Annotated in this window: 26 protein-coding genes; 8 read left to right on the top strand and 18 right to left on the bottom strand. The window is 70.9% G+C overall.

Features of this window, described 5'->3' with window-relative positions:
• Position 1: 1 nt before the first annotated feature.
• The 5 genes from DTPSY_RS17260 to DTPSY_RS17240 all read right to left on the bottom strand — a co-directional run bounded on the left by DTPSY_RS17260 (position 2) and on the right by DTPSY_RS17240 (position 5,052).
• Complete coding sequence (locus DTPSY_RS17260) at positions 2 to 2,581, bottom strand: cation-translocating P-type ATPase (RefSeq protein WP_015914654.1); 2,580 nt, start codon at positions 2,579 to 2,581, stop codon at positions 2 to 4.
• A gap of 118 nt (positions 2,582 to 2,699) precedes the next feature.
• The gene (locus tag DTPSY_RS17255) at positions 2,700 to 3,389 is read right to left on the bottom strand and encodes a Crp/Fnr family transcriptional regulator (RefSeq protein ID WP_015914653.1); all 690 of its coding nucleotides are present in this window, start codon (positions 3,387 to 3,389) and stop codon (positions 2,700 to 2,702) included.
• Positions 3,390 to 3,392: 3 nt separating this feature from the next.
• Positions 3,393 to 4,007: a hypothetical protein gene (locus tag DTPSY_RS17250; RefSeq protein ID WP_202944278.1), complete on the bottom strand. Its 615-nt coding sequence runs from the start codon at positions 4,005 to 4,007 to the stop codon at positions 3,393 to 3,395.
• Positions 3,995 to 4,444 carry a signal peptidase I gene (lepB, locus tag DTPSY_RS17245; RefSeq protein WP_015914651.1) on the bottom strand — a complete coding sequence of 150 codons (450 nt, stop codon included), beginning with the start codon at positions 4,442 to 4,444 and terminating at the stop codon, positions 3,995 to 3,997. The genes DTPSY_RS17250 and lepB overlap by 13 nt, the downstream gene beginning before the upstream one ends.
• Positions 4,444 to 5,052, bottom strand: a complete 609-nt coding sequence (locus tag DTPSY_RS17240) for a DUF6448 family protein (RefSeq protein WP_015914650.1) — start codon at positions 5,050 to 5,052, stop codon at positions 4,444 to 4,446. The genes lepB and DTPSY_RS17240 overlap by 1 nt, the downstream gene beginning before the upstream one ends.
• Between DTPSY_RS17240 and DTPSY_RS18475 the strand changes: the two genes are divergently transcribed.
• A complete protein-coding gene (locus tag DTPSY_RS18475; protein ID WP_148215394.1) occupies positions 5,051 to 5,230 on the top strand; it encodes a hypothetical protein in 180 nt (59 codons plus the stop codon). The two genes, DTPSY_RS17240 and DTPSY_RS18475, sit on opposite strands and share 2 nt — an antisense overlap.
• Before the next feature lie 74 nt (positions 5,231 to 5,304).
• Positions 5,305 to 5,772 carry a hypothetical protein gene (locus DTPSY_RS17235; protein ID WP_015914649.1) on the top strand — a complete coding sequence of 156 codons (468 nt, stop codon included), beginning with the start codon at positions 5,305 to 5,307 and terminating at the stop codon, positions 5,770 to 5,772.
• Between the two features lie 36 nt (positions 5,773 to 5,808).
• On the opposite strand, the gene DTPSY_RS17230 is transcribed toward DTPSY_RS17235, so the two are convergent.
• The 6 genes from DTPSY_RS17230 to DTPSY_RS17205 form a co-directional block, all read right to left on the bottom strand.
• Positions 5,809 to 6,126, bottom strand: coding sequence for a hypothetical protein (locus DTPSY_RS17230; protein WP_015914648.1), 318 nt, complete (start codon positions 6,124 to 6,126; stop codon positions 5,809 to 5,811).
• A gap of 102 nt (positions 6,127 to 6,228) precedes the next feature.
• Complete coding sequence (locus DTPSY_RS17225) at positions 6,229 to 7,212, bottom strand: FAD:protein FMN transferase (protein ID WP_015914647.1); 984 nt, start codon at positions 7,210 to 7,212, stop codon at positions 6,229 to 6,231.
• Positions 7,193 to 9,370: a PepSY domain-containing protein gene (locus DTPSY_RS17220; protein WP_015914646.1), complete on the bottom strand. Its 2,178-nt coding sequence runs from the start codon at positions 9,368 to 9,370 to the stop codon at positions 7,193 to 7,195. Before DTPSY_RS17220 ends, DTPSY_RS17225 begins: the two co-directional genes overlap by 20 nt.
• Before the next feature lie 14 nt (positions 9,371 to 9,384).
• Positions 9,385 to 9,867, bottom strand: a complete 483-nt coding sequence (locus DTPSY_RS17215; protein WP_015914645.1) for a DUF2271 domain-containing protein — start codon at positions 9,865 to 9,867, stop codon at positions 9,385 to 9,387.
• 26 nt (positions 9,868 to 9,893) lie between these two features.
• Positions 9,894 to 10,325, bottom strand: coding sequence for a PepSY domain-containing protein (locus tag DTPSY_RS17210; protein ID WP_015914644.1), 432 nt, complete (start codon positions 10,323 to 10,325; stop codon positions 9,894 to 9,896).
• A 20-nt stretch (positions 10,326 to 10,345) separates the two neighbouring features.
• Entirely contained in the window at positions 10,346 to 11,728 is a 1,383-nt protein-coding gene (locus tag DTPSY_RS17205; RefSeq protein ID WP_015914643.1) for a ferredoxin reductase family protein, read from the bottom strand.
• 148 nt (positions 11,729 to 11,876) lie between these two features.
• Between DTPSY_RS17205 and DTPSY_RS17200 the strand changes: the two genes are divergently transcribed.
• Genes DTPSY_RS17200 through DTPSY_RS17180 form a run of 5 tightly spaced genes read left to right on the top strand, consistent with a single transcriptional unit; the run spans position 11,877 to position 15,517 of the window.
• Positions 11,877 to 12,194, top strand: a complete 318-nt coding sequence (locus DTPSY_RS17200; RefSeq protein ID WP_015914642.1) for a PepSY domain-containing protein — start codon at positions 11,877 to 11,879, stop codon at positions 12,192 to 12,194.
• Positions 12,194 to 12,865, top strand: a complete 672-nt coding sequence (locus tag DTPSY_RS17195) for a response regulator transcription factor (protein ID WP_015914641.1) — start codon at positions 12,194 to 12,196, stop codon at positions 12,863 to 12,865. Before DTPSY_RS17200 ends, DTPSY_RS17195 begins: the two co-directional genes overlap by 1 nt.
• Complete coding sequence (locus tag DTPSY_RS17190; protein WP_015914640.1) at positions 12,862 to 14,256, top strand: sensor histidine kinase; 1,395 nt, start codon at positions 12,862 to 12,864, stop codon at positions 14,254 to 14,256. The genes DTPSY_RS17195 and DTPSY_RS17190 overlap by 4 nt, the downstream gene beginning before the upstream one ends.
• Before the next feature lie 47 nt (positions 14,257 to 14,303).
• Complete coding sequence (locus DTPSY_RS17185; protein ID WP_015914639.1) at positions 14,304 to 15,020, top strand: riboflavin synthase; 717 nt, start codon at positions 14,304 to 14,306, stop codon at positions 15,018 to 15,020.
• Entirely contained in the window at positions 15,017 to 15,517 is a 501-nt protein-coding gene (locus tag DTPSY_RS17180) for a GNAT family N-acetyltransferase (RefSeq protein WP_015914638.1), read from the top strand. Before DTPSY_RS17185 ends, DTPSY_RS17180 begins: the two co-directional genes overlap by 4 nt.
• A gap of 106 nt (positions 15,518 to 15,623) precedes the next feature.
• Here DTPSY_RS17180 and DTPSY_RS17175 read toward each other — a convergent pair whose 3' ends face one another.
• Both DTPSY_RS17175 and DTPSY_RS17170 read right to left on the bottom strand, forming a co-directional pair.
• Entirely contained in the window at positions 15,624 to 17,720 is a 2,097-nt protein-coding gene (locus DTPSY_RS17175; RefSeq protein ID WP_015914637.1) for a TonB-dependent copper receptor, read from the bottom strand.
• Positions 17,721 to 17,821: 101 nt separating this feature from the next.
• Positions 17,822 to 18,208, bottom strand: coding sequence for a hypothetical protein (locus tag DTPSY_RS17170; protein WP_015914636.1), 387 nt, complete (start codon positions 18,206 to 18,208; stop codon positions 17,822 to 17,824).
• A 103-nt stretch (positions 18,209 to 18,311) separates the two neighbouring features.
• Here DTPSY_RS17170 and DTPSY_RS17165 point away from each other — a divergent pair, with 103 nt between their 5' ends.
• Entirely contained in the window at positions 18,312 to 18,797 is a 486-nt protein-coding gene (locus DTPSY_RS17165; protein ID WP_015914635.1) for an NUDIX hydrolase, read from the top strand.
• A gap of 30 nt (positions 18,798 to 18,827) precedes the next feature.
• Here DTPSY_RS17165 and DTPSY_RS17160 read toward each other — a convergent pair whose 3' ends face one another.
• Genes DTPSY_RS17160 through DTPSY_RS17140 form a run of 5 tightly spaced genes read right to left on the bottom strand, consistent with a single transcriptional unit; the run spans position 18,828 to position 23,928 of the window.
• Positions 18,828 to 19,262 carry a PaaI family thioesterase gene (locus DTPSY_RS17160; RefSeq protein ID WP_015914634.1) on the bottom strand — a complete coding sequence of 145 codons (435 nt, stop codon included), beginning with the start codon at positions 19,260 to 19,262 and terminating at the stop codon, positions 18,828 to 18,830.
• Positions 19,259 to 19,471, bottom strand: coding sequence for an acyl-CoA carboxylase biotin carboxyl carrier protein subunit (locus tag DTPSY_RS17155; protein WP_015914633.1), 213 nt, complete (start codon positions 19,469 to 19,471; stop codon positions 19,259 to 19,261). Before DTPSY_RS17155 ends, DTPSY_RS17160 begins: the two co-directional genes overlap by 4 nt.
• Positions 19,472 to 19,482: 11 nt before the next feature.
• Complete coding sequence (locus DTPSY_RS17150) at positions 19,483 to 20,844, bottom strand: acetyl-CoA carboxylase biotin carboxylase subunit (RefSeq protein WP_015914632.1); 1,362 nt, start codon at positions 20,842 to 20,844, stop codon at positions 19,483 to 19,485.
• Positions 20,841 to 22,913, bottom strand: a complete 2,073-nt coding sequence (locus tag DTPSY_RS17145; protein WP_015914631.1) for an acetate--CoA ligase family protein — start codon at positions 22,911 to 22,913, stop codon at positions 20,841 to 20,843. Before DTPSY_RS17145 ends, DTPSY_RS17150 begins: the two co-directional genes overlap by 4 nt.
• Positions 22,914 to 22,926: 13 nt before the next feature.
• Positions 22,927 to 23,928 (bottom strand): tripartite tricarboxylate transporter substrate binding protein, encoded by a 1,002-nt coding sequence (locus DTPSY_RS17140; protein ID WP_015914630.1) that lies wholly within the window; start codon positions 23,926 to 23,928, stop codon positions 22,927 to 22,929.
• Between the last annotated feature and the right edge of the window lie 16 nt (positions 23,929 to 23,944).

Here is a 23,944-nt window from a genome sequence, read left to right as displayed (position 1 = left end):
CTCAGCGGGCGTTCTCTTTGCGGCGGGCGATCCGCCGCAGCCCTTCCAGCCAGACCACGCTCAAGACCAGCACCCCTGCGCCGGCGCCCCAGGCTGCAAGGCCTGCGGGGGCCAGACCCATCAGGTCGCGCAGCGCCGGAATGCCCAGCATCGCCGCCAGCAGCAGCCCCACGGCCGCCGCCATGGGTGCCAGCCAGCGGTTGGCGCGCGCCTGAAGCACCAGCAGCGGCCGCGTCGGGTCACGCTGCGCCTGGATGAGCAGCAGCACGCACACCAGCAGCGTCCCCAGCACCACAGCGCGGCCCTGGGCGGCCTCCCAGCCCTGGGCATGCAGCCAGGCTTGGGCCCCCAGCAGCAGCGCGGCCACGCCCAGGCCTTGTGCCAGGGGCCGCAGCAGCGCACGCAGGGCAAAGGGCGAGTCCTGCACCGGGCGGGCAGGGCGTTGCATGGTGTCGGCCTGTTCGGGCTCGGCCTCGAAGACGACGGAGCAGGCCGGGTCGATGAGCAGCTCCAGCAGCACGATGTGCACCGGCAGCAGCAGCGCGGGCCAGTGCAGCAGGGTGGGCACCAGCGCCAGCGCGACGATGGGCACGTGCACGGCGAAGACGAAGCGTGTGGCCTTGCGCACGTTGTCGTCGATGCGCCGCCCCTGGCGGATGGCGGCGACGATGTGCGCAAAGCTGTCTTGCAGCAGCACCAGGGCCGCGGCCTCGCGCGCCACATCGGTGCCGCGCTCGCCCATGGCGATGCCCACGTCGGCGGCCTTGAGCGCGGGGGCGTCGTTCACGCCGTCGCCGGTCATGGCCACCACGGCACCATCGGCGCGCAGGGCCTGCACCAGGCGCAGCTTGTGCGCGGGCTTGAGGCGCGCACACAGGTCGGTGTGGCGCAGGCGCTCGCGCAGCGTGGCGTCGTCCAGCGCTTGCAGCTCATCGCCCGTGAGCACCTGCGGCCGTTCGGACAGGCCCACCTGCCGCGCGATGGCGCGGGCGGTGGCCGGGTGGTCGCCCGTCATCATCACCACGCGCACGCCCGCGCTGCGGCATTGGGCGATGGCCTCGGGCACCTCGGGCCGGGGCGGGTCGGCCAGCGCCATGAGGCCGAGAAATTCGAAGTCGAAGTCGTGCTGGCTGCCGGGCCATGCCGGTGGTTGGCCCGGCGAGGCGCCCTCCCCCGTCCACTGCCCGCGTGCCACGCCGAGCACGCGCAGGCCGCGCTCGGCCAGGTCTTCCACCTGCCGGCGCAGCGCCGCGCGCCGGTCCGCGTCCAGGTGGCACAGGTCGGCCACGGCCTCGGGCGCCCCCTTGGTGGCCAGCAGGTGCTGTTGGGGCGCGCCGGTGGCGTACACGCGGGTCATGGCCAGGATCTCGCCCGACAGGTCGTAGGCGAACTCGGGCTCGCGCCCGTCGTGCACATGCTCGGTCCCCTGCAGCCAGGTATGGCCGAAATGCTGAATGGCCTTTTCCATGGGGTCGAACGGATCGCCCGGCGTGGCCAGCATGGCCCATTCGACCAGCGGGTGCAGCGCCTCGGGCAGCGTTTGGGCGCCCTCGGCGCGCCATTGCAGCGTGGGCGTGGCCAGCTCGGCCACGGCCATGCGGTTCATGGTCAAGGTGCCGGTCTTGTCCACGGCCAGCACGGTGACCGCGCCCAGGGTCTCCACGGCCGTGATGCGCCGCGTCAGCACCTGCCGCTGGGCGATGCGCCAGGCCCCCAGCGCCAGGAACACGGTGAGGATCACCGGGATTTCCTCGGGCAGCAGCGCCATGGCCAGGGCAATGCCCGACAGCAGGCTGTCCAGCAGCGGGCGGCCCGCCCAGCCCCAGCCCAGCAGCACCTGGGCGCCGGCCAGCGCGAGGGCCAGCAGCCCCAGGCTGCGCACCAGCCGGCGCGAGCGCTGCTGCAGCGGTGAGGGCGGCGTCTGCGTGGTCGCCAGGTCAGTGCCGATGCGTCCCACGGCGGTATGCCCCGCCGTGGCATGCACCCGCGCGAGGCCCGTTCCGCGGGTGACCACGGTGCTGGCGAATACGCGGTCGCTATCGGTGTCAGCCTGCAGGGTGGACGCGCTTTCGCTGGCGCGGGGGTGCTTGGCGGCGGGTACGGATTCCCCTGTGAGCAGGGATTCATCCACCTCCAGCTGGCCGCTGAGCAACTGGGCATCGCCGGCGACCCGGTCGCCTTCGCGCAGCACCAGCAGGTCGCCACACACCACATCCCGCCCCGCAATGCGCAGCTGCACTCCATCGCGCAGCACGAGGGCGCGGGGTGCGGACAGGTCGCGCAGCGACTCCAGTGCGCGCTGGGTGCGGCGCTCCTGCACCAGCGTGATGCCGATGACCACGAAGACGAAGCTGAGCAGGAACAGCGCCTCGCCCTTGTCCCCCAGCGCCAGATAGACGCCGCCCGCGGCCAGCAGCATGAGGAACATGGGCTCGGTGAGCACCTCGCGCACGATGGCGAACGTCGACTTGGGTGCGTTGCCGGGTAACTGGTTCGGTCCGTCGCGTGCCAGGCGTTCGGCGGCTTCGGCACTGCTCAGGCCCTGCGCGCCGTGGCGATGTGAGGAGGACTGTTCTGCCATGCAAGAGCGCGCCAGAAGTACAAGGGATGGCGGCAGTGTAGGTGCTTGCGCCGGGGAAATGGGTGTGAACTTTGGATAGCCAGACTCTGTATGGCACTGGGCAAAGAGCCCGCGGGGATCACTCCCGCATCCACGCACCCATCAATCGATCGGGTTGGGGCACGGCGATCTTTCGCCCCGTGACCCGCAGCAGCCCGGCCTGCTGCAACTCCTGCAGGATGCGCGAAAAGTGTTCGGGCGTGAGGTTCAGTTGCGAGGCGATCGCGTTCTTGGCGGCCGGGAGCGTGGTTTCAAAAGGGGCGCCCGGATCGTCGCAGCGGTGCAGCAGATAGGCCACGAACCGCTCGGTGCCGTTGCTCAGTGCCTGCCGTTCCAACTCCTGCACCAGGCCTTCCACGCGCCGGCTCAGGCCCACGATCATGGCGCGTGCAAACGAAGGGCTGCTGTCCAGCTCGTTGAAGATGGCCGTGCGGGCAATGCGCAGCAGCAGCGCGTCGCTGGCGGCCTCGGCGGTCACGACCGCCGCACGCTCCAGGAACATCACCGGCTCGCCGAAACATTGCCCCGGACCGGCCATGCCGGTCAGGCGCGGTGCGCCCTTGGGTGTGCGGCCCCAGAGCTTGATTTCGCCATAGACCACGACATACATGCCTTCCACCGGGTCGCCCCGGCGGAACACCGGCTCCCCGCGTTTGAAGGGGTGCCGCGTCGTAACGGCCGCCAGGCGCGCCAGCGTCGCGGTATCCAGCGCCTGGAACAGCGGCAGGCGCGCCAGGAGCACTTCGCTGGGAATCTCGCGCCGCGCCATGGCTCAACGGGTCGCCACTGCTACCCACTCTGATTCGCCGCCAGGCTGCAGCAACTGGGCGACCCACGCGCTCCAGGCTGACGCGAAGGCACGCCGGGCGTCTTCGGGGGCCCCGCGCGCCAGCGCGTCGCGCATCAGCTGGGCCAGGGCGGCCGAGCGGGGTGCCGGGAATCCCCGGCGCACCCACGCTACGGACTTCGCGGTATCCGTGCGCGTAAAGCGGATGTCTCCGTCCATGGGGACAGCAAACTGCAGCAGGTCCTTGCGGCCGAACTGCCCGGCCAAGCCCTTGAACCCGCCGGCGTTGGCGGCGCCTGTGACCAGGGCGGCCACGCTGGCAACCACGCCGGTCACGCCCTCGTCCAGCGGCTGGCGCAGCTCTACCCGGATGTCGCCGCGCCGCGGCGTGCCACCGGGGTACAGCTGCGCCAGGGCGGCGCGAGTCATGAGCCAGGCGCCGGCCACCGTGGGGCAGGAATGACCGGTCAGCTTGACTGCGTCGATGTAGCGGTAGTCCAGCAGGCCATCTTCAGCAGAGCCGAGTATCTGGGCCAGCGGATCCACCATCACGATGGAGGGCACGGCGTCGTAATAGGCGGGAGTTTTCATGGTTGCCATGGGTGTGTGATTCCTCGCTGGAGTCCTTGCAGGTGCCGCGCGCAAGGCCATGCCACGATCCGCCCAAGGATGGCCTTGCGCGGCACGTAGGGGTCGCGCCAGGTGCGGCTGTCGCTGGAGGCGTCTCGATTGTCCCCCAGCAGAAAATAGTGGTCCGGCAGCACGCGGTAGCTGTCAGTAAACACCGAAGGGCTGGCATAAGGTTCTGGCAGCACGCGGCCATCGATATGGACAGCGCCAGCCTTCAGGGCTACCTTTTCACCTGGCAGGCCGATGATGCGCTTGACCATCGCGTGACCCTGCTCGCCTAGGCGCACGATCACCATGTCACCCCGCCGTAGGGGCGTGGTGCGCCCCAGGCGGCGCGTCAGCGCCAGGCTGCCATCGGGCAGCGTGGGCGCCATGGAGTGCGATCGCACCCGGGTGAGCCAGAACATCAATGGTGCCCGCAGCCGCCGGCGGCGTGCCCGTGGCCGGCGTGTGCATGGTGGTGTTCATGGTCGTGTCCTTCGGCGTATTTGAAGAACGCGACGTAGGCATCCATGTAGGTGCGCGCGGCCACCAGGTCGTTGGTGTCGAAGCGCTTGAGCGCGAGGGCGTGGTTGAAGCGCTTTTCCAGTTCGTCCCAGCGCGCCGTGTCGATGAGGCCGCGCAGCGGCTCGATCGTCCCGCGCTCCAGCGCCTCGTCGGCCGCGCGCACCTGTGCGGGGATCACCGTGCCAGCGGGCTTGATGCCGTCGTAGGCTGCGCCTTCACCGGCGCGGTGGATGCGCACCAGGTTCTCCAAGAACCACTGGTCCGCCAACACTGCCGCTTCGCCGCCCGCGGTGCGAACCCGCCGGGCGCGCTCGAAGGCGGTACGGACTTCGTTCTCATCCTCGGGGCGCACCCACTTCAGTGCGATGTTGACGTTGCCGCAGTCCAGCGCGCGGCGCCCATCGGTGACGGCGGGGCCATCGTTGGTGTCGCAGTGGGCCGAGGCGGGGCGGACGGCCCAGTGGGCGAGCGAGTCAGCGAGGTGGCGCACGAATGCTGCGAGTTGCATGAATTTCTCCTTCAAGAAATGGGCCAATCGACCGCAGGCGCATGGGTTGCTGATGCCGGCCATCTCATGGGCTCCGGCATGGGACCATATGCCTGCTCTACATGATAGAGCGCCGGCCGCCGGGGCGTTCAACCCAATGCCCGGTTCCTTAGCAAAAATCAAGATCCAGGCCCTGTGAGCGCTCGCCCAGGCCGGCGCAGCGGGGCTGCGGTGTATAACCCCTGCGCCGGTCGTCGTGGCCTTTTCCGATCTATGCACGTGAGTAGTTCCCCCGGATTTTTCGAACACCAGCATGAGCGCCTGGAGGCGCAGCTGCATGCCCATCTGCTGGATGTCGTGGGCGCGGATTTCGAGGGCGCGCTGCGGCGCCTGCAGCGCTGGCGCGCCGACCTGGCCCAGCACATCGAGATCGAAAATACGCGGCTACTGCCCCATGTGCCGCCGGGTGCCCGCTGGGCCGCGCGGGTGTACCTGGTGGAGCACGACCGTATCGCGCTGCTGGCCGACGAGTACCTGCTGAAGGTGCGGGCAATGGCGCAGCAGCCGCCGCAGGGCGAGCAGGCCCGCCGCGCTGCGGTGCTGGGGCTGCTGGATGCGGCGCATGCGCTGCGGCATGTCCTGGAGCATCACCATGAGCGCGAGCACCAGGCGCTGGCGCATGAATTGCCCGAAAGCCTGCAGGCTGCGGCGTGGAAAGGCGTGGAGCCCGGCGGCGCATAAGCGGCCCCGTGGGTTCCAGCTCCTTGCCTCGTCCCGTCAGACCTCCGTCTGCGCCGCGGCCACCCAGCGCAGGCCCCTGCCGCGGCTGAAGTAGTAGTCGCCCTGGGGGCTGATGACGACGGCGCGGCAGGCGGCAGGGTCCGAAAAATACTGCCACCCGTGGGCGCGCTCCTGGGCGCTTGCATTGTTGGGGATGGTCTGCATGCCCTGGCCTGCGTTGTCGTTGCAGCGCGTGACCATGGCGCGCTCACGCGGGTGGCGGCGGTCCTGGTGGTCGCGGTCCCCGGCAAATGCGGTGGCGCCGAGGGCGGCCACCAGCATTCCGATCGCGGCGAGAGAGAAGGTGGTGCGCATGATGAACTCCTTTGTGCCCGGTGATTGCAGCCGAAGGTGACTGTGCCTGCAGTCTGCGCGGGAGGCGGTGAATCAGTGCTGAACGCTGGATTCACCTGCCGTTCATGCCCCGCTCGCCGGTGCGCCCGAGCTGAACCGGCCCAGCCCCAGCGTGACCAGTCCGTTGCCGCGCCTCAGCATCCACAGCGCCTCCAGCCCCATGCGCTGGGCCAGCGCCAGCCCTTCGCCAGGGCCGGCCACCAGCAGCGCGGTGGCCCAGGCGTCGGCGTGCATGCACTGGCGTGCCAACACGGTGACAGAGGCGACTTCGTTGCGCACGGGGGCGCCACGGCGCGTGTCCATGGTGTGCGCCAGCCGTGCGTCGCCTACCTGGAGATAGTGCCGGTAGTCGCCCGAGGTCGCCACAGCCAGGTCCTGCAGTTCGACCACGCTGTGCACGGCGCGGCGGCAGGTCTCGGGGCTTTCCACCGCGACGGCCCAGGGTTGGCCATCGGCCTGGCCGCCCACGGCGCGCAGCTCGCCGTCCAGCGCCACTAGGGCGTGCGGTACGCCGTTCTGCCGCAGTACGTCGGCCATGCGGTCCACGGCGTAGCCCTTGGCGATCCCGCACAGGTCCAGGTGCATGGGTGCGTGCTTGCGGGCGCGCAGCATGCCGCTGTCCAGTTCTAGCGCCTCGTAGGTGGGGGTGCGCGCGACAGGTGCCGCGCTGGTGGCTGTGCGGATCGCCTCGGCGTCGGGAGCGTCGCGCACCGCTCCAAAGCCCCAGGCATCGACCAGCGCACCCGCGGCCGGGTCGAAGGCGCCCGCACTCAGGCGGCAGACGTCCAGCGCGCAAACCAATACCTCCAGGATTTCAGCGGGCAGCGTGACCCAGGCCCCCACGGGGGCGTGGTTCAAGCGGTTGAGATCGCTGCCCGGCAGCCAGGGCGACATCTGCGCATCCACCTGTTGCACGGCGGCTGCCAGCGCGGTTTGCAGCGCCTGCACATCGGTGTCCGGCGCCGCATCGCAGGTAACCGACCAGCGCGTGCCCATGGTGGGGCCATGCAGCGCCAGCCGCCGCGGGTCAGAACAGGTCTTCGGCATAGCGTCCCTGCTCTTTCAGTTGCGCCAGGCTCTGGCCCTGCGGGCCCAGCAGCGCATCCAGCACCTGTGCCACGCCCTGGGCCATGGCGCGGCTGCCGCACACACGCACGATGGCGCCCTGCGCGATCAGTGCAAGCACCTGCGTGGCATCGCGGCGCAGGATTTCCTGCACATAGCCACCGCCCGGTGTACGGGAGAACGTGGTGTGCAGCCCGGCCAGGCGGCCGTCGGCCTGCCAGGACGGGAGCTCGGTGCCGAAGTAGAAGTCCCGTTCGGGATGGCGCGCGCCGTAGTACAGGTGCATGGGGCGGTGGCGCGTGTTGTCGCGTATGAAGCCTGCCAGTGGCGCCACGCCCGTCCCCGCGCCGATCAGCAGTACCGGCGCGCGGCCCGCGGGCAGCACGAAGCCCGGGTTGGAGCGGATGAACGCCTGAACACTGTCGCCCGCCTGCAGCGCATGCAGGTGGCTGGAACACACGCCGCCTGGCATGCGGCGCACGCAGATTTCCACGAAGCCGTCGCGCGTGCCGCTGGCCAGCGAGTAGTAGCGCGGCACGGCCTGGCCGGGCGCGATGATGCCGATCAGGTCGCCCGCGGCGAAGCGGGGCAGGCCGCGGGCGGGCAGGGCAAAGCGCAGGATGGCCGCGGGTTCGCCCGCGCCGCCCGGAAAGTCCTGTCGCGCGGCGAGCGTCAGTGCCACCGTGCGCGGCAGGCGCGGCTGGTAGTCGATCTGCAGGGGCAGACCCAGTGCTTGCGACAAGGTCCGTCCCCAGCGTGCGAACTCCTGCGCGGACTGTTGGTGGATGCGCTCCAGCGGCAGCAGCGTGGGCCAGCCCTGCGTGCGCAGCGCCTGCTCCAGCGCCTCGGCATACGCGCAGAACGCGGGGAACTGCCGGTCGCCAAAGCCCAGTACCGTGACTTGCGCTCCCGTGACGGGCTGGCGCGTGATGGCGTCCAGCGCGCGCGCCGCATGGGCCGGCGGCTGGCCGTCGCCATAAGTGGCCGCCAGCACATAGACCTGGCGTGCGGTCGGTGGCACGCGCCAGTGCTCCAGTGCCGTGCTGTGCACGCGCTGGCCTGTGGCGACCAGTGCGGCATGCAGGGCCTGGGCAAAGCCCCAGGTGGTGCCGCCTTCGCTGGCCACGAAGACCAGGCTGTCGGCTTGCGCGAGCGGGCTGTTGTTGGCCATGCGGGGGCGGCTGCGACGGGCCTGCCACCACAACACCACGCCCGTGATCCAGAACAGCGGGATGCTGGCTCCCATGACGCCCAGCACCAGCGCCCAAACCCACGCGCCTTCGCCGGTGTGCAGCAGCAACGCCCAGTCGTGTACGCGCTGCGCCGCCGTGGCGTCCTGCCAGGCCAGGGTCTGGCCACTGTAGCGGTCTACCCAGCCCTGGCCCTGCGCGGTGGTCACGCGCCAGGTGTCTTGCGGATCGTCGGCCGCCGGCAGATTCAGCTTGCGCAGGTCCTGAACGCGCAGCTCCTGCAGCAGGGGCAATTGGTCGGCGCGCAGGGCGGCCTGGCTGCCCTGTACGGAGGCCACGTCGGGCTCTGCCACGGCATCCAGCGGCAGCAGGCCGAAGGTGGCGGCGCTCATGACCAGGGCAGCAGCGGCGGACACCGCCAGTACCAACAGGATGACCCGCCCCGCCAGCACGTGCAGGCGCTGCGCCAGCGTGCCGCGCACCGGGCCGCTCAGTTGCCGCCATCCGCCCATGCGGCGCAGCAGCAGCAGCAGCCCCGAGACCGAGAGCACCAGCATGGCGAGCGCCACCACGGCCGCGGTCATGCGCCCGGCGTCGCCCAGCAGCAGGGAGCGGTGCAGGTTCTTCACCCAGCGTGGCAGCAGCGAGGGCTCGTAGCCCCCCAGCACGCGGCCGTCCGCGGGGTCCACACGCAGGGCCTGGGCCTGGCCGTTGTCAAAGGCATGCACCACGATGCCGCCGGAGGGCAGGTGGCGGATTTCCTCCGCGCCGGGCACGCTGGCCTGCACGCGCTGCACCAGCGTCGCCACCGGCAGGTCCTGCGCCGCGGGGGCTGCCTGCCACGCGTTGCGCAGCGGGTCGAGGGCCAACAGCGTGCCCGTAATGCCCAGCACCAGCGCGAGCGCGCCGGCCACCAGGCCCAACCAGCGGTGGATCTGCCGCCAAACCATGGATGCCCCCTCGCTTATTTCAGTTGGTAGGTGAACGACTGGATGTACTGCTTGCCCGCCTGCGGCTTGCCGGCCTGGGCGTTGGACAGCGGCACGCGGATTTCCGAGGGGCTGTCGCGCATGTCCTCGGCGGCGGCGTCGATGCGGATCTCGTAGCCCGCATCCAGCAGTGCGTCGGCCAGGTCGGCCGTCACCTTGAGGGTGCGGCCCGCGCCCACGCTGGCGCCGGTCACGCCCTGCAGGCGCTTGCTGTCGCTGGCGGACAGGCGGTTCCAGTCGGCCAAGTGCTTGTAGTACTTGGCCTTGCCGCCGGCCACCCACAGCGTGCCCGCGTAGGCGCCCTTGGCGTCGGTGAGGTAGACGGCGAGGTAGGCGCCATCGCCGCCGTAGTTCTTGAGGGTGGTCGAGAGCGTGACCTCGCGGCTGTGTGCCAAGGCGGGCAGGGTCAGCGCGCAGGCGGCGGCCAGGGTGGTCAGCAGGGGTTTGGTGTGGGACATGGAAAGTCTCCAGAAAAAAGGGGGGGTTATTCGATCTGGCCGCGCGGCGTGGTGCCGGGGGTCAGCACGGGGCTGTGGGCCGGGGCTGCCGGTGCGGGCGCGGCGGACGGGGCGGCAGATGGGGCGGCATCCTGGGCGGGGCCACGGTCGCGCCGGCGTTCGCGCTCGCGCTCATGCCCTTCGTCATCGTCGCCGCGCAGCTTCATCTTCACCACGCGCAGCGTCTGGGGGTCCAGCTTGGCCTTGAAGCTGCGGCCCTGGGCGTCGCGGCCGCGCACTTCGTAGCAGCCGTCGTCGATCTTGATGCGCTGCACCTGCCAGCCCTGAGCGGCCGCGTGCCGCATCACGGCGTCGCGTGACTGCCAGTGCTGCACGGGGGCCTCGCAGTCATCGTCCGCCAGCGCAGGGGCTGCTGCCAGGGCCAGGCACAGGGCCAGCAACGGGGTCGGGTATTTCATGGAAAGCTCCTTGGGGTGAATCAACGCATGGCAAAGGATTCGCGGTGCAGGCGCCACGGGCGGGTGCCGCTGGCATGCGCGTGCAGCGCATCGCCCAGACCCTGGGGGCCGCAGAACCAGATGTCCAGCGGGCCGGGGGTGGCTTCCAGGTCCTGGGGCCTGAGGCGCTGGCCCTGGGCGTCGCCGTGCACCGTGAGCGTGACCGGTGGTTGGGCCTGCGCGCACAGCGTGCGCAGGCGCGGCAGCAGCGGATCGGTGGCGGCGTCGCGGGTGCAGTAGTGCATCTGCACCGGCTGCAGTTTGGAGGGCGCCGGCGTGGCGCCCGGCTGCCGGGCTTCCAGCAGCGCCAGGAAAGGCGTGATGCCCACGCCACCCGCCACCCACACCTGCTGGCGCCGGCGGCGGCCCCGCCCGTCGAAGCGGCCGTAGGGGCCTTCGATGTCCACGCGCTGCCCGGCCTGCAGGCGTCGGCCCAGGGTGCGGGTGTAGTCGCCCAGTGGCTTGATGACCAGACGCAGCAACTGCTCGCCCTGCGCATTGGTGCCCAGGCTGCCCGGAGCGCTGGCAATGGTGAAGGGGTGGGCGCCTTCCCAGGCATCGAAGCGCACAAAGGCAAACTGCCCCGCGCGGTGGCTGGGCCAGCTGGCGGGCAAGGCGCAGATCACCTCAATGGGGGCCGCCGCGCCGCCGTCGCCCAGCACCTGCACGGCATGGATGCGACCGGTGTGGCTGCGCGCACGGCCGATCCAGCCCGCCAGCGACCACACGGCGGCCAGGCTGCCCAGCGCCAGCAACGTGCCCATCAGCAGGCCCAGCGGGAGCGTCCAGAAGGTCAGCGGCATCAGCGCCACGGTATGCAGCGTGAGCGCCAGGAACACCAGCGGCATGGCGCGGTGCAGGAAGCGCCACGGCTTGTAGGCCAGCAGCCGGGTCAGCAGCGTGATGGCCACCATGGCCAGCAGCAGGTAAAAAGCCATCTCGCCCAGGTCCTTGGCAAGGCCCCGGGCGTCGGTGAGCCAGGGCAGAACGGCGTCGCGCGCCGGCCGGCCGGCGCGGCCCCACAGGCCCTTGATCCAGTCGCTGGATTCATCGGCGCCCCAGTGCAGGATGGCCGTCAGCGCCGCACTGATGCCGGCCCACTTGTGCAGGCGGTAGACCTGGTCCATGCCGCCCAGCGGGCGCTCCAGCCAGGGCAGGCGCAGCGCCAGCACCATGGCCAGTGCCATCAGGCCGATGCTCCACAGCCCCGACAGGTACAGGGCCTGCTGGCGCAGCTGCCACCAGCCGGTGGCCGCGCCCTGCGCATCCACGAGGGGGAAGATGCCCAGTTCGGGTGGCAGTGCCGCCTGCCAGGCCAGCGTGATGGCCAGCAAGCAGGCGCCTACGGCGATCTTGATGCGCATGGGGTTTTCCTTCTTGTGCGTTGGGTGAACAGCCGGCTGCGCAGATGCAGCAAACGGCCTGGCAACGATTGTGGAAAAACCTTCCTGAATCTCTGCTGAAGGCTGCATTCATCCGTCGTTCATCGCCGCGCCCGTATAACCACAGCCCATGAACACCTTGCGCCGCCTCTTTGCCATGCTGCTGCTTGTGGGCGCCGGCGCCACAGGCGGCGCGTTGCATGCCGATGAGCGTGACCATGAGCCGGCGCGCAAGGCGCTGCAGCAGGGCCAGGTGCTGCCGCTGCGCACGGTGATCGACAAGGTCGAGCGCGACCACCAGGGCCAGGTGCTGAAGGTGGAGTTCGAGCATGATGACGGCCGCTATCTCTACGAGATCCGCCTGCTGCAAAGCGACGGCCGCGTGGCCAAGCTGAAAGTGGACGCGGTCAACGGCCAGGTGCTGAAGATCAAACGCAAGGAGCCTTGATGCGCATCCTCGTCGTGGAAGACGAACCCACCCTCTGCGCCCAGCTGGTGCAGGCCATTGCCGCGGCGGGCCACACGGTGGAACACGCCAGCGACGGCGCCCAGGCGCATTACCTGGGCGAGGTGGAAGACTTTGACGCCGTGGTGCTGGACCTGGGCCTGCCTGTGCTGGACGGCTTGTCGGTGCTGCGCCGCTGGCGCGCGGCGGGGCGCAACATGCCGGTGCTGATCCTCACCGCGCGCAGCGCCTGGCACGAGAAGGTGGCAGGCATGGACGCCGGGGCCGACGACTACCTGGCCAAACCCTTCCATATGGAAGAACTGCTGGCGCGCCTGCGCGCCCTGCTGCGCCGCCTGGGCGAACACGCCAGCGCGCAGTGGCAGTGCGGCCCGATCTGGCTGGACACGCGCCAGGCGCGCGTGCTGGTGGACGGCCAGCCGCTCACGCTCACCAGCCACGAGTTCAAACTGCTGTCGCTCTTGATGCAACGCAAGGGCCAGGTACTGCCCCGCACCCTGCTGTCCGAGCACATCTACCCGCACGACAGCGACCGCGACTCCAACACCATCGAGGTCTTTGTCGGCCGCCTGCGCAAGAAGCTGCCGCCGGGCAGCATCGAGACCGTGCGCGGCCTGGGCTACCGGCTGGTGGACGCCGGCGCTGCGCCATGACGGCGGGCGGCTCGCTGCGCCTGCGCCTGCTGGCGGGCACGCTGGCCTGGATGCTGCTCAGCGTCGCGCTGGCAGGCTGGGCGCTGCGCGCGCTGTTCCAGGACCACATCACCCAGCAGCTGCAGGCGCAGCTGGTGGTGCAACTGGACCAGCTGAGCGCCGCCGTGGACTGGACACCCCAGGGCGGCACCCGCGTGGCGCCCGTGGCCTTCGACCCGCGCCTGGCACAGCCGCTGTCGGGCCTGTACTGGCAAGTGGACCAGCTGGGCGCCGCGCCGCAAGAGGCGGTGGCACGTTCGCGCTCGCTTTGGGACCAGGTGCTGGCGCTGCCGCCCGTGGCGGGCGACTACCCCGCGCGCGGCTTTCGCGTGCTGCAGCTGCACGACAGCCAGGGCCACGCACTGCTGACCGTGGCGCGCACCCTGCAATTGCCCGAAGACGGCGCCCCGCCGCTGCGCCTGGCCGTGGCGGGCGACACCGCGCTGCTGGCCGAGCCGCTGCAGCGCTTCACCCGCCTGCTGCTGACCGCGCTGGGCCTGCTGACGCTGGGCCTGGCCGTGGCAGTTGCGGTGCAGCTGCACCTGGCCCTGCGCCCGCTGCAACGGCTGCGCGAGCAGCTGGCCACCGTGCGCGGCGGCCAGTCCACGCGGCTGCAGGGATGCTTTCCGCAAGAGCTGCAGCCACTGGTGAGCGAGTTCAACCACGTGCTGCTTGAAAACGCCGACATGGTGCAGCGCGCCCGCACCCAGGCGGGCAACCTGGCGCATGCGGTGCACACGCCGCTGTCCATCCTGGCCAACGCCGCGGCGCAAGAGGGCACACCGCTGGCGCAACTGGTGACCGAGCAGGTGGCCAGCGCGCGCCGCCAGGTGGACTACCACCTGGCCCGCGCCCGCGCGGCCGCCGCCGTGCGCGCCACCGGGCTGCGCACGCCGGTACTGGCGCCCGTGCAGGCGCTGCTGCGCACCATGCAGCGCCTGCATGCCGACCGCCAGCTGACGTTCGAGCTGGCGCCGCAGGCGCAAGACGGCGCCCGAGACGCCGCCTTTCGCGGCGAGGAGCAAGACCTGTACGAACTGCTGGGCAACCTGATCGACAACGCCGGCAAATGGGCGCGCACACGCGTGGTGGTGGATGTGCAGCGCGAGGGCAGCCAGCTGTGCTTCACCATCGATGACGACGGCCCCGGCATTGCCGAGGCGCTGCGCGAGCGCATGTTCGAGCGCGGCGTGCAGCTGGACGAGCAGCGCCCCGGCGCGGGCCTGGGGCTGGACATCGTGCGTGCGCTGGCGCAAACCTATGGCGGCAGCGTGCAAGCGCAGGCCTCGCCGCTGGGCGGGGCGCGGCTGCGCCTGTGCCTGCCGGCGGCGGAGGGCGGCGGCGCTGCGTGAGTGCGGCTGGCACAATCCCGGAGTCTTCCGCTATCTGAATCCGCGCCATGTTCACAGGCATCGTCCAGGCCACCGCGCGCATCGCCGCCATCGACGACCGCGCCGGCCTGCGTACCTTCACCCTCGAATTCCCCGCTGGCTTCTGCCAGGACCTCGCCATCGGCGCCAGCGTGGCGACGGACGGCGTGTGCCTCACGGTGACCGAGATCCTCTCGCCCACGCGCGCCACGTTCGACGTGATGCTGCAAAGCCTGAACATCACCACGCTGGGCAGCTACGCCGTGGGCGACCGCGTGAACGTGGAGCGTGCCGCCAAGGAGGGCGCCGAGATCGGCGGCCACCCCCTGTCGGGCCACATCGACTTCACCGGGCAACTGGTGCAGCGGCGCGAACTGGACAACAACCTGGTGTGGCGCGTGGCCGTGCCCGAGGCGTTTCGGCGCTACGTGTTCGCCAAGGGCTACATCGCCCTCCACGGCGCCAGCCTCACCGTGGCCGAGGTGGACCGCGCCGAGGGTTGGTTCGAGGTCTGGCTGATCCCCGAGACGCGCCGCGCCACCGTGTTCGAGGACGTGCAGGTGGGTGACCGCCTGAACATCGAGATCGAGCGCAGCACCCAGGTGGTGGTGGACACCGTGCGCGAAGCGGTGCAGGAAAGCCTGGGCCGCCTGGCGCCGGTGCTGGAGGGCCTGCTGAAAGAGAAGGGCCTGTCGCTGGACGACTACCTGCCGCACCCGTCCAGGGCCCTGCCGCCGCAGCGATGACCGGCGCGCCGCGCGCCCTCACGCCGGCCGACCTGCCCGCGTTGCTGGCGGTGCAGCGCGCCTGCTACGGCGACGCCTACGTCGAAAGCGCCGAGGTGTTTGCCCGCCGCCTGGCCAGCCCCGTGAACTGCTCGCTGGTGCTGGAGCATGAGGGGCGCGTGGCCGCCTACCTGGCGGCCTACCACTCGCTGCTGGGCAAGGTCACGCCGCTGCACGGCGACTTCGATGCCGTGCCGGCGCCCGACACCCTGTACCTGCACGACATGGCGGTGCTGCCCGCCTGCGCCGGCCGGGGCCTGGCGCGTGCGTTGCTTACGCGGCTGCTGCCGCGGGCCCGCGCGGCAGGGCTGCTGCACACGGCGCTGGTGTCGGTGCAGGGCTCGCAGACGTACTGGGCGCGCCAGGGCTACGCCGCACACCCGGTGCAGGACGCCGCGCAGCGGCGCCACCTGGACAGCTACGGCGCCGGCGCGGTGTACATGGCGCAGGCACTGTAAAAACGATAGCTGTTAGCGCTTGCCATCAAAGAATTTCAGCATGTTTTGTGCCTGAAACTCCCATGCAGCAAGCGCGACCAGCTATCTTTTTAATTACCTCCGAAGCCTAGAACTGCAGGTCCGCGCGCAGCCACAGCGTGCGGCCGGGTTCGTTGATGCGCACGCCGCCCGGGTAGCCGAAGCCGGCGTTGCCCGCCAGGTTCAGGTGCTCGGCGTAGTTCTTGTCCAGCAGGTTGTCCACCCCGGCGGCAAGCTTCAGCTGCGCGTTGATGCGGTAGCCCGCGTGCAGCGACAGCACGCCGAAGCCGGCGCTTGCGCCCAGGTCGCGGCCCACCACGTTGCCCTGGCCGTTGGCATGGCGGTGCTGCGCGGCCACCAGGCGCCACAGGCCGCCGGCGCTCCACGGCCCCTGGGCGTATTCCAGGCCCAGGCGTGCCTCCAGCGGCGGCATCTGCGGCAGCGGGCGGCCTTCACTGGTGTTGCGGCCCCAGCTGTAGGCCAGCGTGCCCTGTGCCGTCCACGCCGTGCCCAGGCGCTGGCTGGCGCCCAGCTCCAGCCCGGCGGTGCGGGCGTCGACGTTGCGCACGGCCGATTTCATGCCGGTGTAGTCGAACAGGATGTAGTCGCGCACCACGCCCACATAGGCCGAGGTCCACAGCTGCCAGTCCGCGCCCTTCCACTGCGCGCCCATGTCCAGCTGCGTGGTCTTCTCGGGGCGCAGCGTGGCGAAGGCGTTGCCGGCGCTGGCCGCGCCGTTGCCGGGGGAGATCAACTCCCAGTAGTCCGGAAAGCGCTGCACGTGCCCCAGGCCCGCGTAGACCAGCGCGCCCTGCGGCGCCAGCGTGCGTTCCCAGCGCACGAAGCCGCTGGGCATGGCCGAGCGCGTGCGGTGGTCCGCGCCGGCCGCCGGGGCCATGCCGCCCATGCCGCTCGGGGCAGGGTAGCGCCAGGCCTCGGCGCGGTCCAGGCGCAGGCCGCCCACCCAGCGCGTGTCGGCCTGGGCCTGCCATGACAGCTCGGCAAATGCGCCCAGGTTCTCGAACTTGGCGTCGCGCATCCAGGGCTTGCTGTCGTAGGGCACGCTGGGCGTGCCGCTGCGCTTGTCGTGCGGGCTGCGCTGTGCGTCCAGGCCGGTCTCCAGCTGCCAGTCGGGCTGCCACTGCAGCGTGGCGGCCACGCGCGCGCCCTCGGTGGTGCGCCGCACGTTGCTGGCCATGGGCATGGACATGCTGCCGCCGGGCTGGAAGGTGCGCAGCGTGAAGTTGTCCATCACGTGGTCGGCGCGGTTGCCGTAGACCTGTGCCTGCAGCTTGGCCAGCCAGGGTGTGAGGTGGCGCTTCTCGAAGCGCAGGCCCCAGCTTTCGCGCTTGAACTGCGTGCCGTCCATGCCGCGCCCGCCGTAGCGCGCCTCGCCGTCGCCCGTGCCGGCGCTCAGCTCCAGCAGCGTGTCGGCGTCGGGCGTGAAGCCCAGCGCCACGTCGGTGTTCCATTTGTCCCAGGCCGAGGGCACGCGCCGTCCGTCGCCGTCCTTGTAGTCCTGGCCGTGGGAATGGTTGGCGGTCACGCGCACGTACACCTGCGCGTTGCCGGCCTGAAAGTCCACGTTCTGGTCGTTGCGCCCGGCGCTGGCGCCCAGCAGGCTGGCGCTGAGGCGCACGCCGGGTTCGGTGAAGTCAGGGCGCTCGCGGTCAAAGCGCACCACGCCGGCCGAGGTGCCCGGCCCCCAGACGACGGTCTGCGGCCCCTTGACGACGGTGAGCGTGTCGTAGGTCTCGGGCGAGATGTAGGAGCTGGGCGCGTCCATGCGCCCCGGGCAGGCGCCCAGCAGCTGCGTGCCGTTGGTCAGCAGCGGCAGGCGCGAGCCGAACTGGCCGCGGAACACCGGGTCGCCGTTGGAGCCACCGCTGCGGATGGCCGAGAAGCCCGGGATGGTCTTGAGGTAGTCGGCCGCGTCGCTGGCCGGCACGGGCTGGCGCGGCTGCTTGGGGTCGGCCACCACCTGCACGGGCGAGTGGTCGTGCACGGCCGTGACGACCACGTCGCGCAGCGTGTGCTCGGGGGCCGCGGCCGCGTTGTTCACGGCGTCGTTCGCGGCCAGGGCCGGGCCGGCCAGCAGCAGCGCGCAGGCCAGCGCGCAGGGGGTGAGGTGCGAGGACAGGGGCGCGCACCGCAAGGCAGGCGCGCGGAAGGAATATGCAGTCATGAGAAATCCACGCCCGGCGCTGCTCGGCCGCGGGGGCGGCAGATCAGCGCGCAGGCAAACAACGGAAGGCGCCAGCCCCACGGGCCGGCGGGTGGTTGCAGTCAGGCGTGGGTGGAAGGCGGGCCGCGCGGGGGCAGCGGCGCCTGGGCGCGCCAGGCCGCCACGGCCGGCGCGCGGCTGCGCTGTGCGGGGTGCACGCGCGGGGCGGGCGGGCGCAGGGCGGCCAGTGCCAAGGCTGGCGGTGTGGCCAGGGCAATGCACAGCAGGCAGCCGGGGTCGGCATGGTGGCTGTCGTGCGCAGCTGGGTCGGCGTGCGGCGCGGGGTCACCCGCAGGTGCAGCGAAGCAGACGTCCAGGTGCGCCAGGTCGACTGCCGGCAGCGCCTGGCGCACCTGCACGTTGGCCCACAGCGCCACCAGCCACGCACACACGAACACCGCGAGGACCGCGGAGCCCAGGCGTCGGTGGTGGCGAATGCGCTGCAGCATGGGGTGGGGATTATCCCGAGCGCTGCGCGTTCGGGGCGCGCCGGAACTTGACCCAGCGCAAGCCGTCAGAAAGTGTCCACATGCGCTGGTGATAATCGCGGCCATGCCAAACCGCTGGAAACCCAACGTCACCGTGGCCGCCATCGTCGAGCGCGAGGGCCGCTTTCTGTTCGTCGAGGAAGACACGGCCGACGGGCTGCGGCTGAACAACCCCGCGGGCCACCTGGACCCGGGAGAGTCGCCCATCCAGGCCTGCGTGCGCGAGGTGCTGGAGGAGACGGCCTACGACTTCGAGCCCACGGCGCTGGTGGGCGTGTACCTGAACCGCTTCACGCGCACGCGCACGGGGGACGACATCACCTACCTGCGCTTTGCGTTTGCGGGCAATGTGGGCGCGCACCACGCCTGGCGGTCGCTGGACGACGGCATCCTGCGCGCCGTGTGGCTCACCCCCGAGGAGCTGCGCAGCTGCAGCGCGCGCCACCGCAGCCCGCTGGTGCTGCAGTCCGTCGAGGATTACCTGGCCGGCCGGCGCGCGCCGCTGGAGCTCATCCACACGGATGCCAGCGTGCTGCAGCCGCCGCGCTGATGGCGTCTGGCGGCGCTTCAATGAGCGGGATCAGCCCAGCGCCACCAGCTTGAACACCGCGCGCGCCGTGCAGACCACATTGCCGGCGGTGTCGATGACGTTGCCCTCGCAGAACACGGTGCGCGCGCCGCCGCGCAGGATGCGGGCCTCGATCAGCAGGTCGGTCGTGGCCGTGGCGAGAAAGTGGGTGTTCATCTCGATGGTGATGACGCCCAGTCCCAGCGGGTCGTGCGAGCGCGCGGCGGCACTCAGCGTGAAGTCCAGCGCGCTCATCATCGCGCCGCCGTGGCCATGGCCGCGGCTGTTGGCCAGTTCCGGCCGCAGCGGCAGGCGCGTGCGCGCCAGGCCGGGTGCCAGGCTCACAGGCGTGAGGCCGATGTGGCGCATGAACGGCACGTCGATGCCGAAGTAGCCGCGCGCCAGCGCGGCGGCCTGCAGCTCATCAGGCGGTGCGGTGGCGCTCATTCGATCTCCGCAACGGCCTGGCCTTCGGCGATCTGCTCGCCTACGGCGACGAGCAGCTTGCGCACGATGCCGGCGGCCTCGGCCTCGACGGGGATTTCCATCTTCATCGACTCGACGATGATGAGGGTGGCACCGGCGTCGATGGCGGCGCCTTCGGCGGCTTCGATGGCGGCGACCAGGCCGGCGATGGGGCTTGCAATGGTGGTCATGGCGGGTTCCTTCAAGGTTGGGGGCTCAGCACGCGCTGGGCGATGCCGGTGTCGATGCGGCCAGCCACGAAGTCGGCGTGGGCCAGGATGCGCTGGATGAACGGGATGTTCGTCTTCACGCCCTCGATGCGGGTCTGTGCCAGCGCCGCCTGCAGGCGCGCGATGGCGTCCCTGCGGTCGTGGCCATGGGCCACGAGCTTGGCGATCATGGGGTCGTAGAACGGCGTGACGGACGCGCCCTGGGCATAGCCGGTCTCCACGCGGATACCGTCGCCCGTGGGCAGTTCGAAGCGTGCCAGCGGCCCCGGCGAGGGCAGGAAGCGCACCGGGTCTTCGGCATAGATGCGCGCCTCGATGGCATGGCCGCTGGCCTGCATCGGGCCGGGCAGCACCTGGCGCATGTGCATGCCGGCAGCCAGGCGGATCTGGGCTTCGACGATGTCGATGCCGGTGATCTCCTCGGTCACTGCATGCTCGACCTGCAGGCGGGTATTCATTTCCAGGAACACGAAGCCGTCTTGCGGTGTGTAGAGCATTTCCACCGTGCCGATCACGTCGTAGCCGATGCGCGCCAGTAGGCCCGACAGCAGCAAGCGCATGTCGGCCAGCTGCGCCTCGGGAATGCCCACGGGGCGGGCTTCCTCCAGCACCTTTTGGTGGCGGCGCTGCACCGAGCAGTCACGCTCGAACAGGATGCGCACCTCGCCGTGGCGGTCGGCCAGCACCTGGAATTCGATGTGGCGCGGCGCCTCGATCAGCCTTTCCAGGTACAACTCGGCCGAGCCGAAGAACTTGGCGGCGATGCCGCTGGCCTTGGCCCAGGCGGCGGCCAGCGCCTGCGCATCGCGCGCGGGCAGCATGCCGATGCCGCCACCACCGCCGGCGGGCTTGACCAGCACCGGGTAGCCGATGCGCGCGGCCGCGGCCAGCGCCTCATCGCTGCTCGCCAGCACCGGCGAGCTGGCGGCCTGGGGCATGCCTTGCCCGGCCATGAAGGCGCGCGCCTGCGTCTTGTGGCCCAGTTCGCGTATCCAGCGCGGCGATGGGCCGATGAAGCACAGGCCCTGCCGCTGCACGGCCTCGGCGAAGCCGGCGTTCTCGGACAGAAAACCGTAGCCCGGATGCACCGCGTCGGCGCCGCTCTCGCGCGCCACGTCGAGCAGGCGCGCCTGGTTCAGATAGCTCTGCTGGGCGGGCGCGGGGCCGATGGCCACGGCCCGGTCGGCGGCGCCCACATAGGGCAGACCGGCATCGGCCTCGGAATACACCGCCACCGATTCGATACCCATGCGGCGCAGCGTGCGGATCACACGCGCGGCCACGGCGCCCCGGTTGGCGACGAGCACGCGGCGGGGTAGGCGAGCCTCGGTCATACGGCACCCTCCTGCGCCACGGCGACGACGGCATCGACGATCACGGGCGCCTGCGCGCCGCGCGCCACCAGCACCGGGTTGGCATCGACCGACTGCACTTGGCCGGCCTGGGCCAGCATCCAGTCGCCCAGGCGCACCATCATGTCGGCCAGCGGCTCCAATGCCACCGCCGGCATGCCGCGCACGGCGGCGAACGCGGGCGCGATGGCCAGGCGGCCCAGCGCGGCCAGCGCCTGCGCACGGCTGAAGGGCGCGACCAGGAATTGCACGTCCCTGAGCGCCTCGACCAGCACGCCGCCCTGGCCGATCATCACGGCCACGCCGAATTCGGGATCGACATGCGCGCCCAGGGCCAGCTCGAAATCGGCCTGGTGCTGCGCGCCCAGCAGCAGGCCGCCGTCCTGCGCGCCCAGGCCGCGCAGCGTGGCGGCGAAGTCGTGCAAGGCCTGCACGGCCTGCTCTGCCGCGCGCAGGTTCAGCCGTACCAGGCCATGCTCGGACTTGTGCGCCAGGTCGGCCGACACGCCCTTGGCCACCAGCGGCGCGGGCAGCGTGCCGAAGGCGGCGCGCACCTGCGCCTCGCTGGTGGCGACCGCATGGCGCATCACCGGCAGGCCGGCGGCTTGCAGCCGGGCCAGGCTGGAAGGCTCGTCCAGCGTGACGCATGGCGCTGCCATGGGCGCGGCAATCGCCGGGGGCTGCGCCGCAGCGCCCGCCTGCTCGGCCAGCAGCGCCAGGCCGCGCATGGCGGCGCGCTCGCTCCAGAAGGTAGGCACGCCCTGAGCCTGGAAGGCCTGGGCCACCCAGTCCTGGTTCACGCTGACGGCGATCGGCATGCCGCTGTCCTGTGCGAAGCGGCTGGCCTGGGCGGCGAAATCGGCAAAGTCGTAGCCCTCGCCGCCGATCGGAAAACCCACATGCACCAGGTCGGCCGCGCCGCTGCCGGACAGCGCCCGCAGCGTGTTGCCGAAGGTCTCGGGCTTGCCCAGCAGGGCCGTGGTCATGTCGATGGGGTTACGCGCCGTCACGTAGGACGGCAGGGCCTGCTGGAGCCCTGCGAGCGTGGCGGCGTCGAACTGCTCCACGGCCAGGCCGAACTCCTCGGCCGCATCCGCCGCGAGCACGCAGGTGGCGCCGGAATTGCTGATGCTGACCACCCGGGGGCCGCGCGCGGCGGGTTGCGAGAGGAACAGCGGCGCGTAGTCGATCAGCTCGCGGAAGTCCGCCAGGCGCGGTATGCCGTGCTGGCGCAAGAAGGCATCGGCCAGCGCGTCCTCGGCCGCCAGCGCGCCGGTGTGCGAGCTGGCCGTGGCCTGGCCGGCGCTGGTGCGCCCGGCCTTGACGGCCAGGATGGTGACGCCGCGCTCGCGCGCCAGCCGCGCGGCCTCGGCCAGGTAGGCACTTTGGCGCAAGGTCTCGACGTAGAGCACGACGAGGCGGATGCGCTCGTCCTGCACCACGGCGCGCACGGCCTCGGCGGCGCAGATGTCGGCCTCGTTGCCGGTGGAGACCATGTAGCGCACGCCTATGCCCGCACGGCGCAGCCCGCCGTAGAGAATGGCCGCGCCCGCGCCGCTCTGGCTGACGATGGCCACGGGGCCGTCGCCCGGCGGGCTCTCGTTGATCATGGTCGAGAAGTTGAGGATGGCGCCGCTGGCGAAGTTGGCCACGCCCTGGCAATTGGGGCCAAACAGGCGTAGCCCGCCACGCCGGGCGCGGGCTAGCAGATCGGCCTGTTGCGCGCGGCCCGCATCGCCCAGTTCGGCAAAACCGGACGAGTAGATCACCGCCGCCTTGGCGCCCACGGCCACGCAGTCGTCGATGGCGGCGGCCACGTCTTCGCTGGGCAGGCTGATGACCACGGCGTCGGGCGCCTCGGGCAGCGCCCGCAGCGATGCGTAGGCGGGCAGGCCCTGCACCTCGCTGCGGTTCGGGTTGATCGGGAAGATGCGGCCCGCGTAGCCGTGGCGGCGCATGTAATCGATGGGCCGGCCACCGGCCTTGATGGGGTTGTCCGACGCGCCGAGGATGGCCACGGCGCGGGGGCTCAGTGCGTACAGCACAGACATGCCTGGCTCCTTTTCAATCCAGCGCGATGGCTTCGCGCTGGATCACCTGCTTCCAGTCCGCCACCTCCTTGGCGATGCGCTGGCCGAAGGGCTCGGGCGCCAGCATCACCATGTCGCCCTGTTTGCTGAGCACGTTGCGCGCATGCTCGTTCTGGAGCATGCTTTTCGTTGCCTCGTAGAGCTTGTCCACGATGGCCGGCGGCGTGCCGGCCGGCGCGAACAGCCCGGCCCAGAAGGTGACGTTGAAGTCGGCGTAGCCGGCCTCGGCCATGGTGGGCACGTTGGGCAGCTGCTTCATGCGCTGGGGCGCGGTGACGGCCAGCGGCAGCAGCTTGCTGGCGGCGATTTGCGGCAGCGCGCTCCAGGTGTCGAACTGAGTGTCCAGCTCGCCGCTGAGCACCGCCAGCTGCGCCTGCGAGGCGCTCTTGTACGGCACATGCGTGGTCTTGACGCCGGTACGGTTGCTCCACTGTGCAAACGCCAGATGGGCGATGTTGCCGGGGCCGGCCGAGCCGTAGCTGATCTTGTCGGGGTTGCGCTTGGCGTAGGCGATCACGTCCTGCGCGCTGCGGATCTGGTGCTTGCTGGCCCAGTCCGGGTTGGCGGTGAGGATGAAGGGCGCGTCCAGCAGCATGGTGACGGGCGCGAAGTCCTTGGGCTGGTAGGTGATCTTCTTGTAGATCTGCGGGTTGATGGTGATGCTGCTGGAGTTGGTGACCAGCAGCGTGTAGCCATCGGGCGCGGAGCGGGCCACCTCGCCCACGCCGATGGCGCCGTTGGCGCCGGGCTTGTTGTCCACGATCACTGGCTGGCCGAGCTGCTTGCTGAGCTGATCCGACAGGGCGCGGGCAATGGTGTCGGTGAACGAGCCTGCCGGAAAGCCCACCACGATGCGGATGGGCTTGGCGGGCCAGTTGTCAGCCTGAGCATGTGCGGGCGCGGCGGCCAGCCACGATGCGGCCAGGCACAGCGCCAGGGTGGCGCGGCGTGTCGGTTGCCAGTGTTTTGCGGTCATTGTGTCTCCTTGGGGT

It is taken from the genome of [Acidovorax] ebreus TPSY (assembly GCF_000022305.1).
Taxonomy (GTDB): domain Bacteria; phylum Pseudomonadota; class Gammaproteobacteria; order Burkholderiales; family Burkholderiaceae_C; genus Diaphorobacter; species Diaphorobacter nitroreducens.
This window is presented reverse-complemented; position numbering and strand designations above follow the sequence as displayed.

What these genes read in the sequence shown, in the direction of transcription:
- DTPSY_RS17215 (WP_015914645.1), bottom strand. Translation starts at nt 9,867, where the DNA reads ATGTCCCACACCAAACCCCTGCTGACCACCCTGGCCGCCGCCTGCGCG.
- DTPSY_RS17205 (WP_015914643.1), bottom strand. Translation starts at nt 11,728, where the DNA reads ATGCGCATCAAGATCGCCGTAGGCGCCTGCTTGCTGGCCATCACGCTG.
- DTPSY_RS17195 (WP_015914641.1), top strand. Translation starts at nt 12,194, where the DNA reads ATGCGCATCCTCGTCGTGGAAGACGAACCCACCCTCTGCGCCCAGCTG.
- DTPSY_RS17160 (WP_015914634.1), bottom strand. Translation starts at nt 19,262, where the DNA reads ATGAGCGCCACCGCACCGCCTGATGAGCTGCAGGCCGCCGCGCTGGCG.
- DTPSY_RS17220 (WP_015914646.1), bottom strand. Translation starts at nt 9,370, where the DNA reads ATGGTTTGGCGGCAGATCCACCGCTGGTTGGGCCTGGTGGCCGGCGCG.
- DTPSY_RS17190 (WP_015914640.1), top strand. Translation starts at nt 12,862, where the DNA reads ATGACGGCGGGCGGCTCGCTGCGCCTGCGCCTGCTGGCGGGCACGCTG.
- DTPSY_RS17145 (WP_015914631.1), bottom strand. Translation starts at nt 22,913, where the DNA reads ATGTCTGTGCTGTACGCACTGAGCCCCCGCGCCGTGGCCATCCTCGGC.
- DTPSY_RS17255 (WP_015914653.1), bottom strand. Translation starts at nt 3,389, where the DNA reads ATGGCGCGGCGCGAGATTCCCAGCGAAGTGCTCCTGGCGCGCCTGCCG.
- DTPSY_RS17235 (WP_015914649.1), top strand. Translation starts at nt 5,305, where the DNA reads ATGCACGTGAGTAGTTCCCCCGGATTTTTCGAACACCAGCATGAGCGC.
- DTPSY_RS17175 (WP_015914637.1), bottom strand. Translation starts at nt 17,720, where the DNA reads ATGACTGCATATTCCTTCCGCGCGCCTGCCTTGCGGTGCGCGCCCCTG.
- DTPSY_RS17230 (WP_015914648.1), bottom strand. Translation starts at nt 6,126, where the DNA reads ATGCGCACCACCTTCTCTCTCGCCGCGATCGGAATGCTGGTGGCCGCC.
- DTPSY_RS17260 (WP_015914654.1), bottom strand. Translation starts at nt 2,581, where the DNA reads ATGGCAGAACAGTCCTCCTCACATCGCCACGGCGCGCAGGGCCTGAGC.
- lepB (WP_015914651.1), bottom strand. Translation starts at nt 4,444, where the DNA reads ATGTTCTGGCTCACCCGGGTGCGATCGCACTCCATGGCGCCCACGCTG.
- DTPSY_RS17225 (WP_015914647.1), bottom strand. Translation starts at nt 7,212, where the DNA reads ATGCCGAAGACCTGTTCTGACCCGCGGCGGCTGGCGCTGCATGGCCCC.
- DTPSY_RS17240 (WP_015914650.1), bottom strand. Translation starts at nt 5,052, where the DNA reads ATGCAACTCGCAGCATTCGTGCGCCACCTCGCTGACTCGCTCGCCCAC.
- DTPSY_RS17210 (WP_015914644.1), bottom strand. Translation starts at nt 10,325, where the DNA reads ATGAAATACCCGACCCCGTTGCTGGCCCTGTGCCTGGCCCTGGCAGCA.
- DTPSY_RS17180 (WP_015914638.1), top strand. Translation starts at nt 15,017, where the DNA reads ATGACCGGCGCGCCGCGCGCCCTCACGCCGGCCGACCTGCCCGCGTTG.
- DTPSY_RS18475 (WP_148215394.1), top strand. Translation starts at nt 5,051, where the DNA reads ATGAATTTCTCCTTCAAGAAATGGGCCAATCGACCGCAGGCGCATGGG.
- DTPSY_RS17250 (WP_202944278.1), bottom strand. Translation starts at nt 4,007, where the DNA reads ATGGCAACCATGAAAACTCCCGCCTATTACGACGCCGTGCCCTCCATC.
- DTPSY_RS17200 (WP_015914642.1), top strand. Translation starts at nt 11,877, where the DNA reads ATGAACACCTTGCGCCGCCTCTTTGCCATGCTGCTGCTTGTGGGCGCC.
- DTPSY_RS17155 (WP_015914633.1), bottom strand. Translation starts at nt 19,471, where the DNA reads ATGACCACCATTGCAAGCCCCATCGCCGGCCTGGTCGCCGCCATCGAA.
- DTPSY_RS17140 (WP_015914630.1), bottom strand. Translation starts at nt 23,928, where the DNA reads ATGACCGCAAAACACTGGCAACCGACACGCCGCGCCACCCTGGCGCTG.
- DTPSY_RS17150 (WP_015914632.1), bottom strand. Translation starts at nt 20,844, where the DNA reads ATGACCGAGGCTCGCCTACCCCGCCGCGTGCTCGTCGCCAACCGGGGC.
- DTPSY_RS17165 (WP_015914635.1), top strand. Translation starts at nt 18,312, where the DNA reads ATGCCAAACCGCTGGAAACCCAACGTCACCGTGGCCGCCATCGTCGAG.
- DTPSY_RS17185 (WP_015914639.1), top strand. Translation starts at nt 14,304, where the DNA reads ATGTTCACAGGCATCGTCCAGGCCACCGCGCGCATCGCCGCCATCGAC.
- DTPSY_RS17170 (WP_015914636.1), bottom strand. Translation starts at nt 18,208, where the DNA reads ATGCTGCAGCGCATTCGCCACCACCGACGCCTGGGCTCCGCGGTCCTC.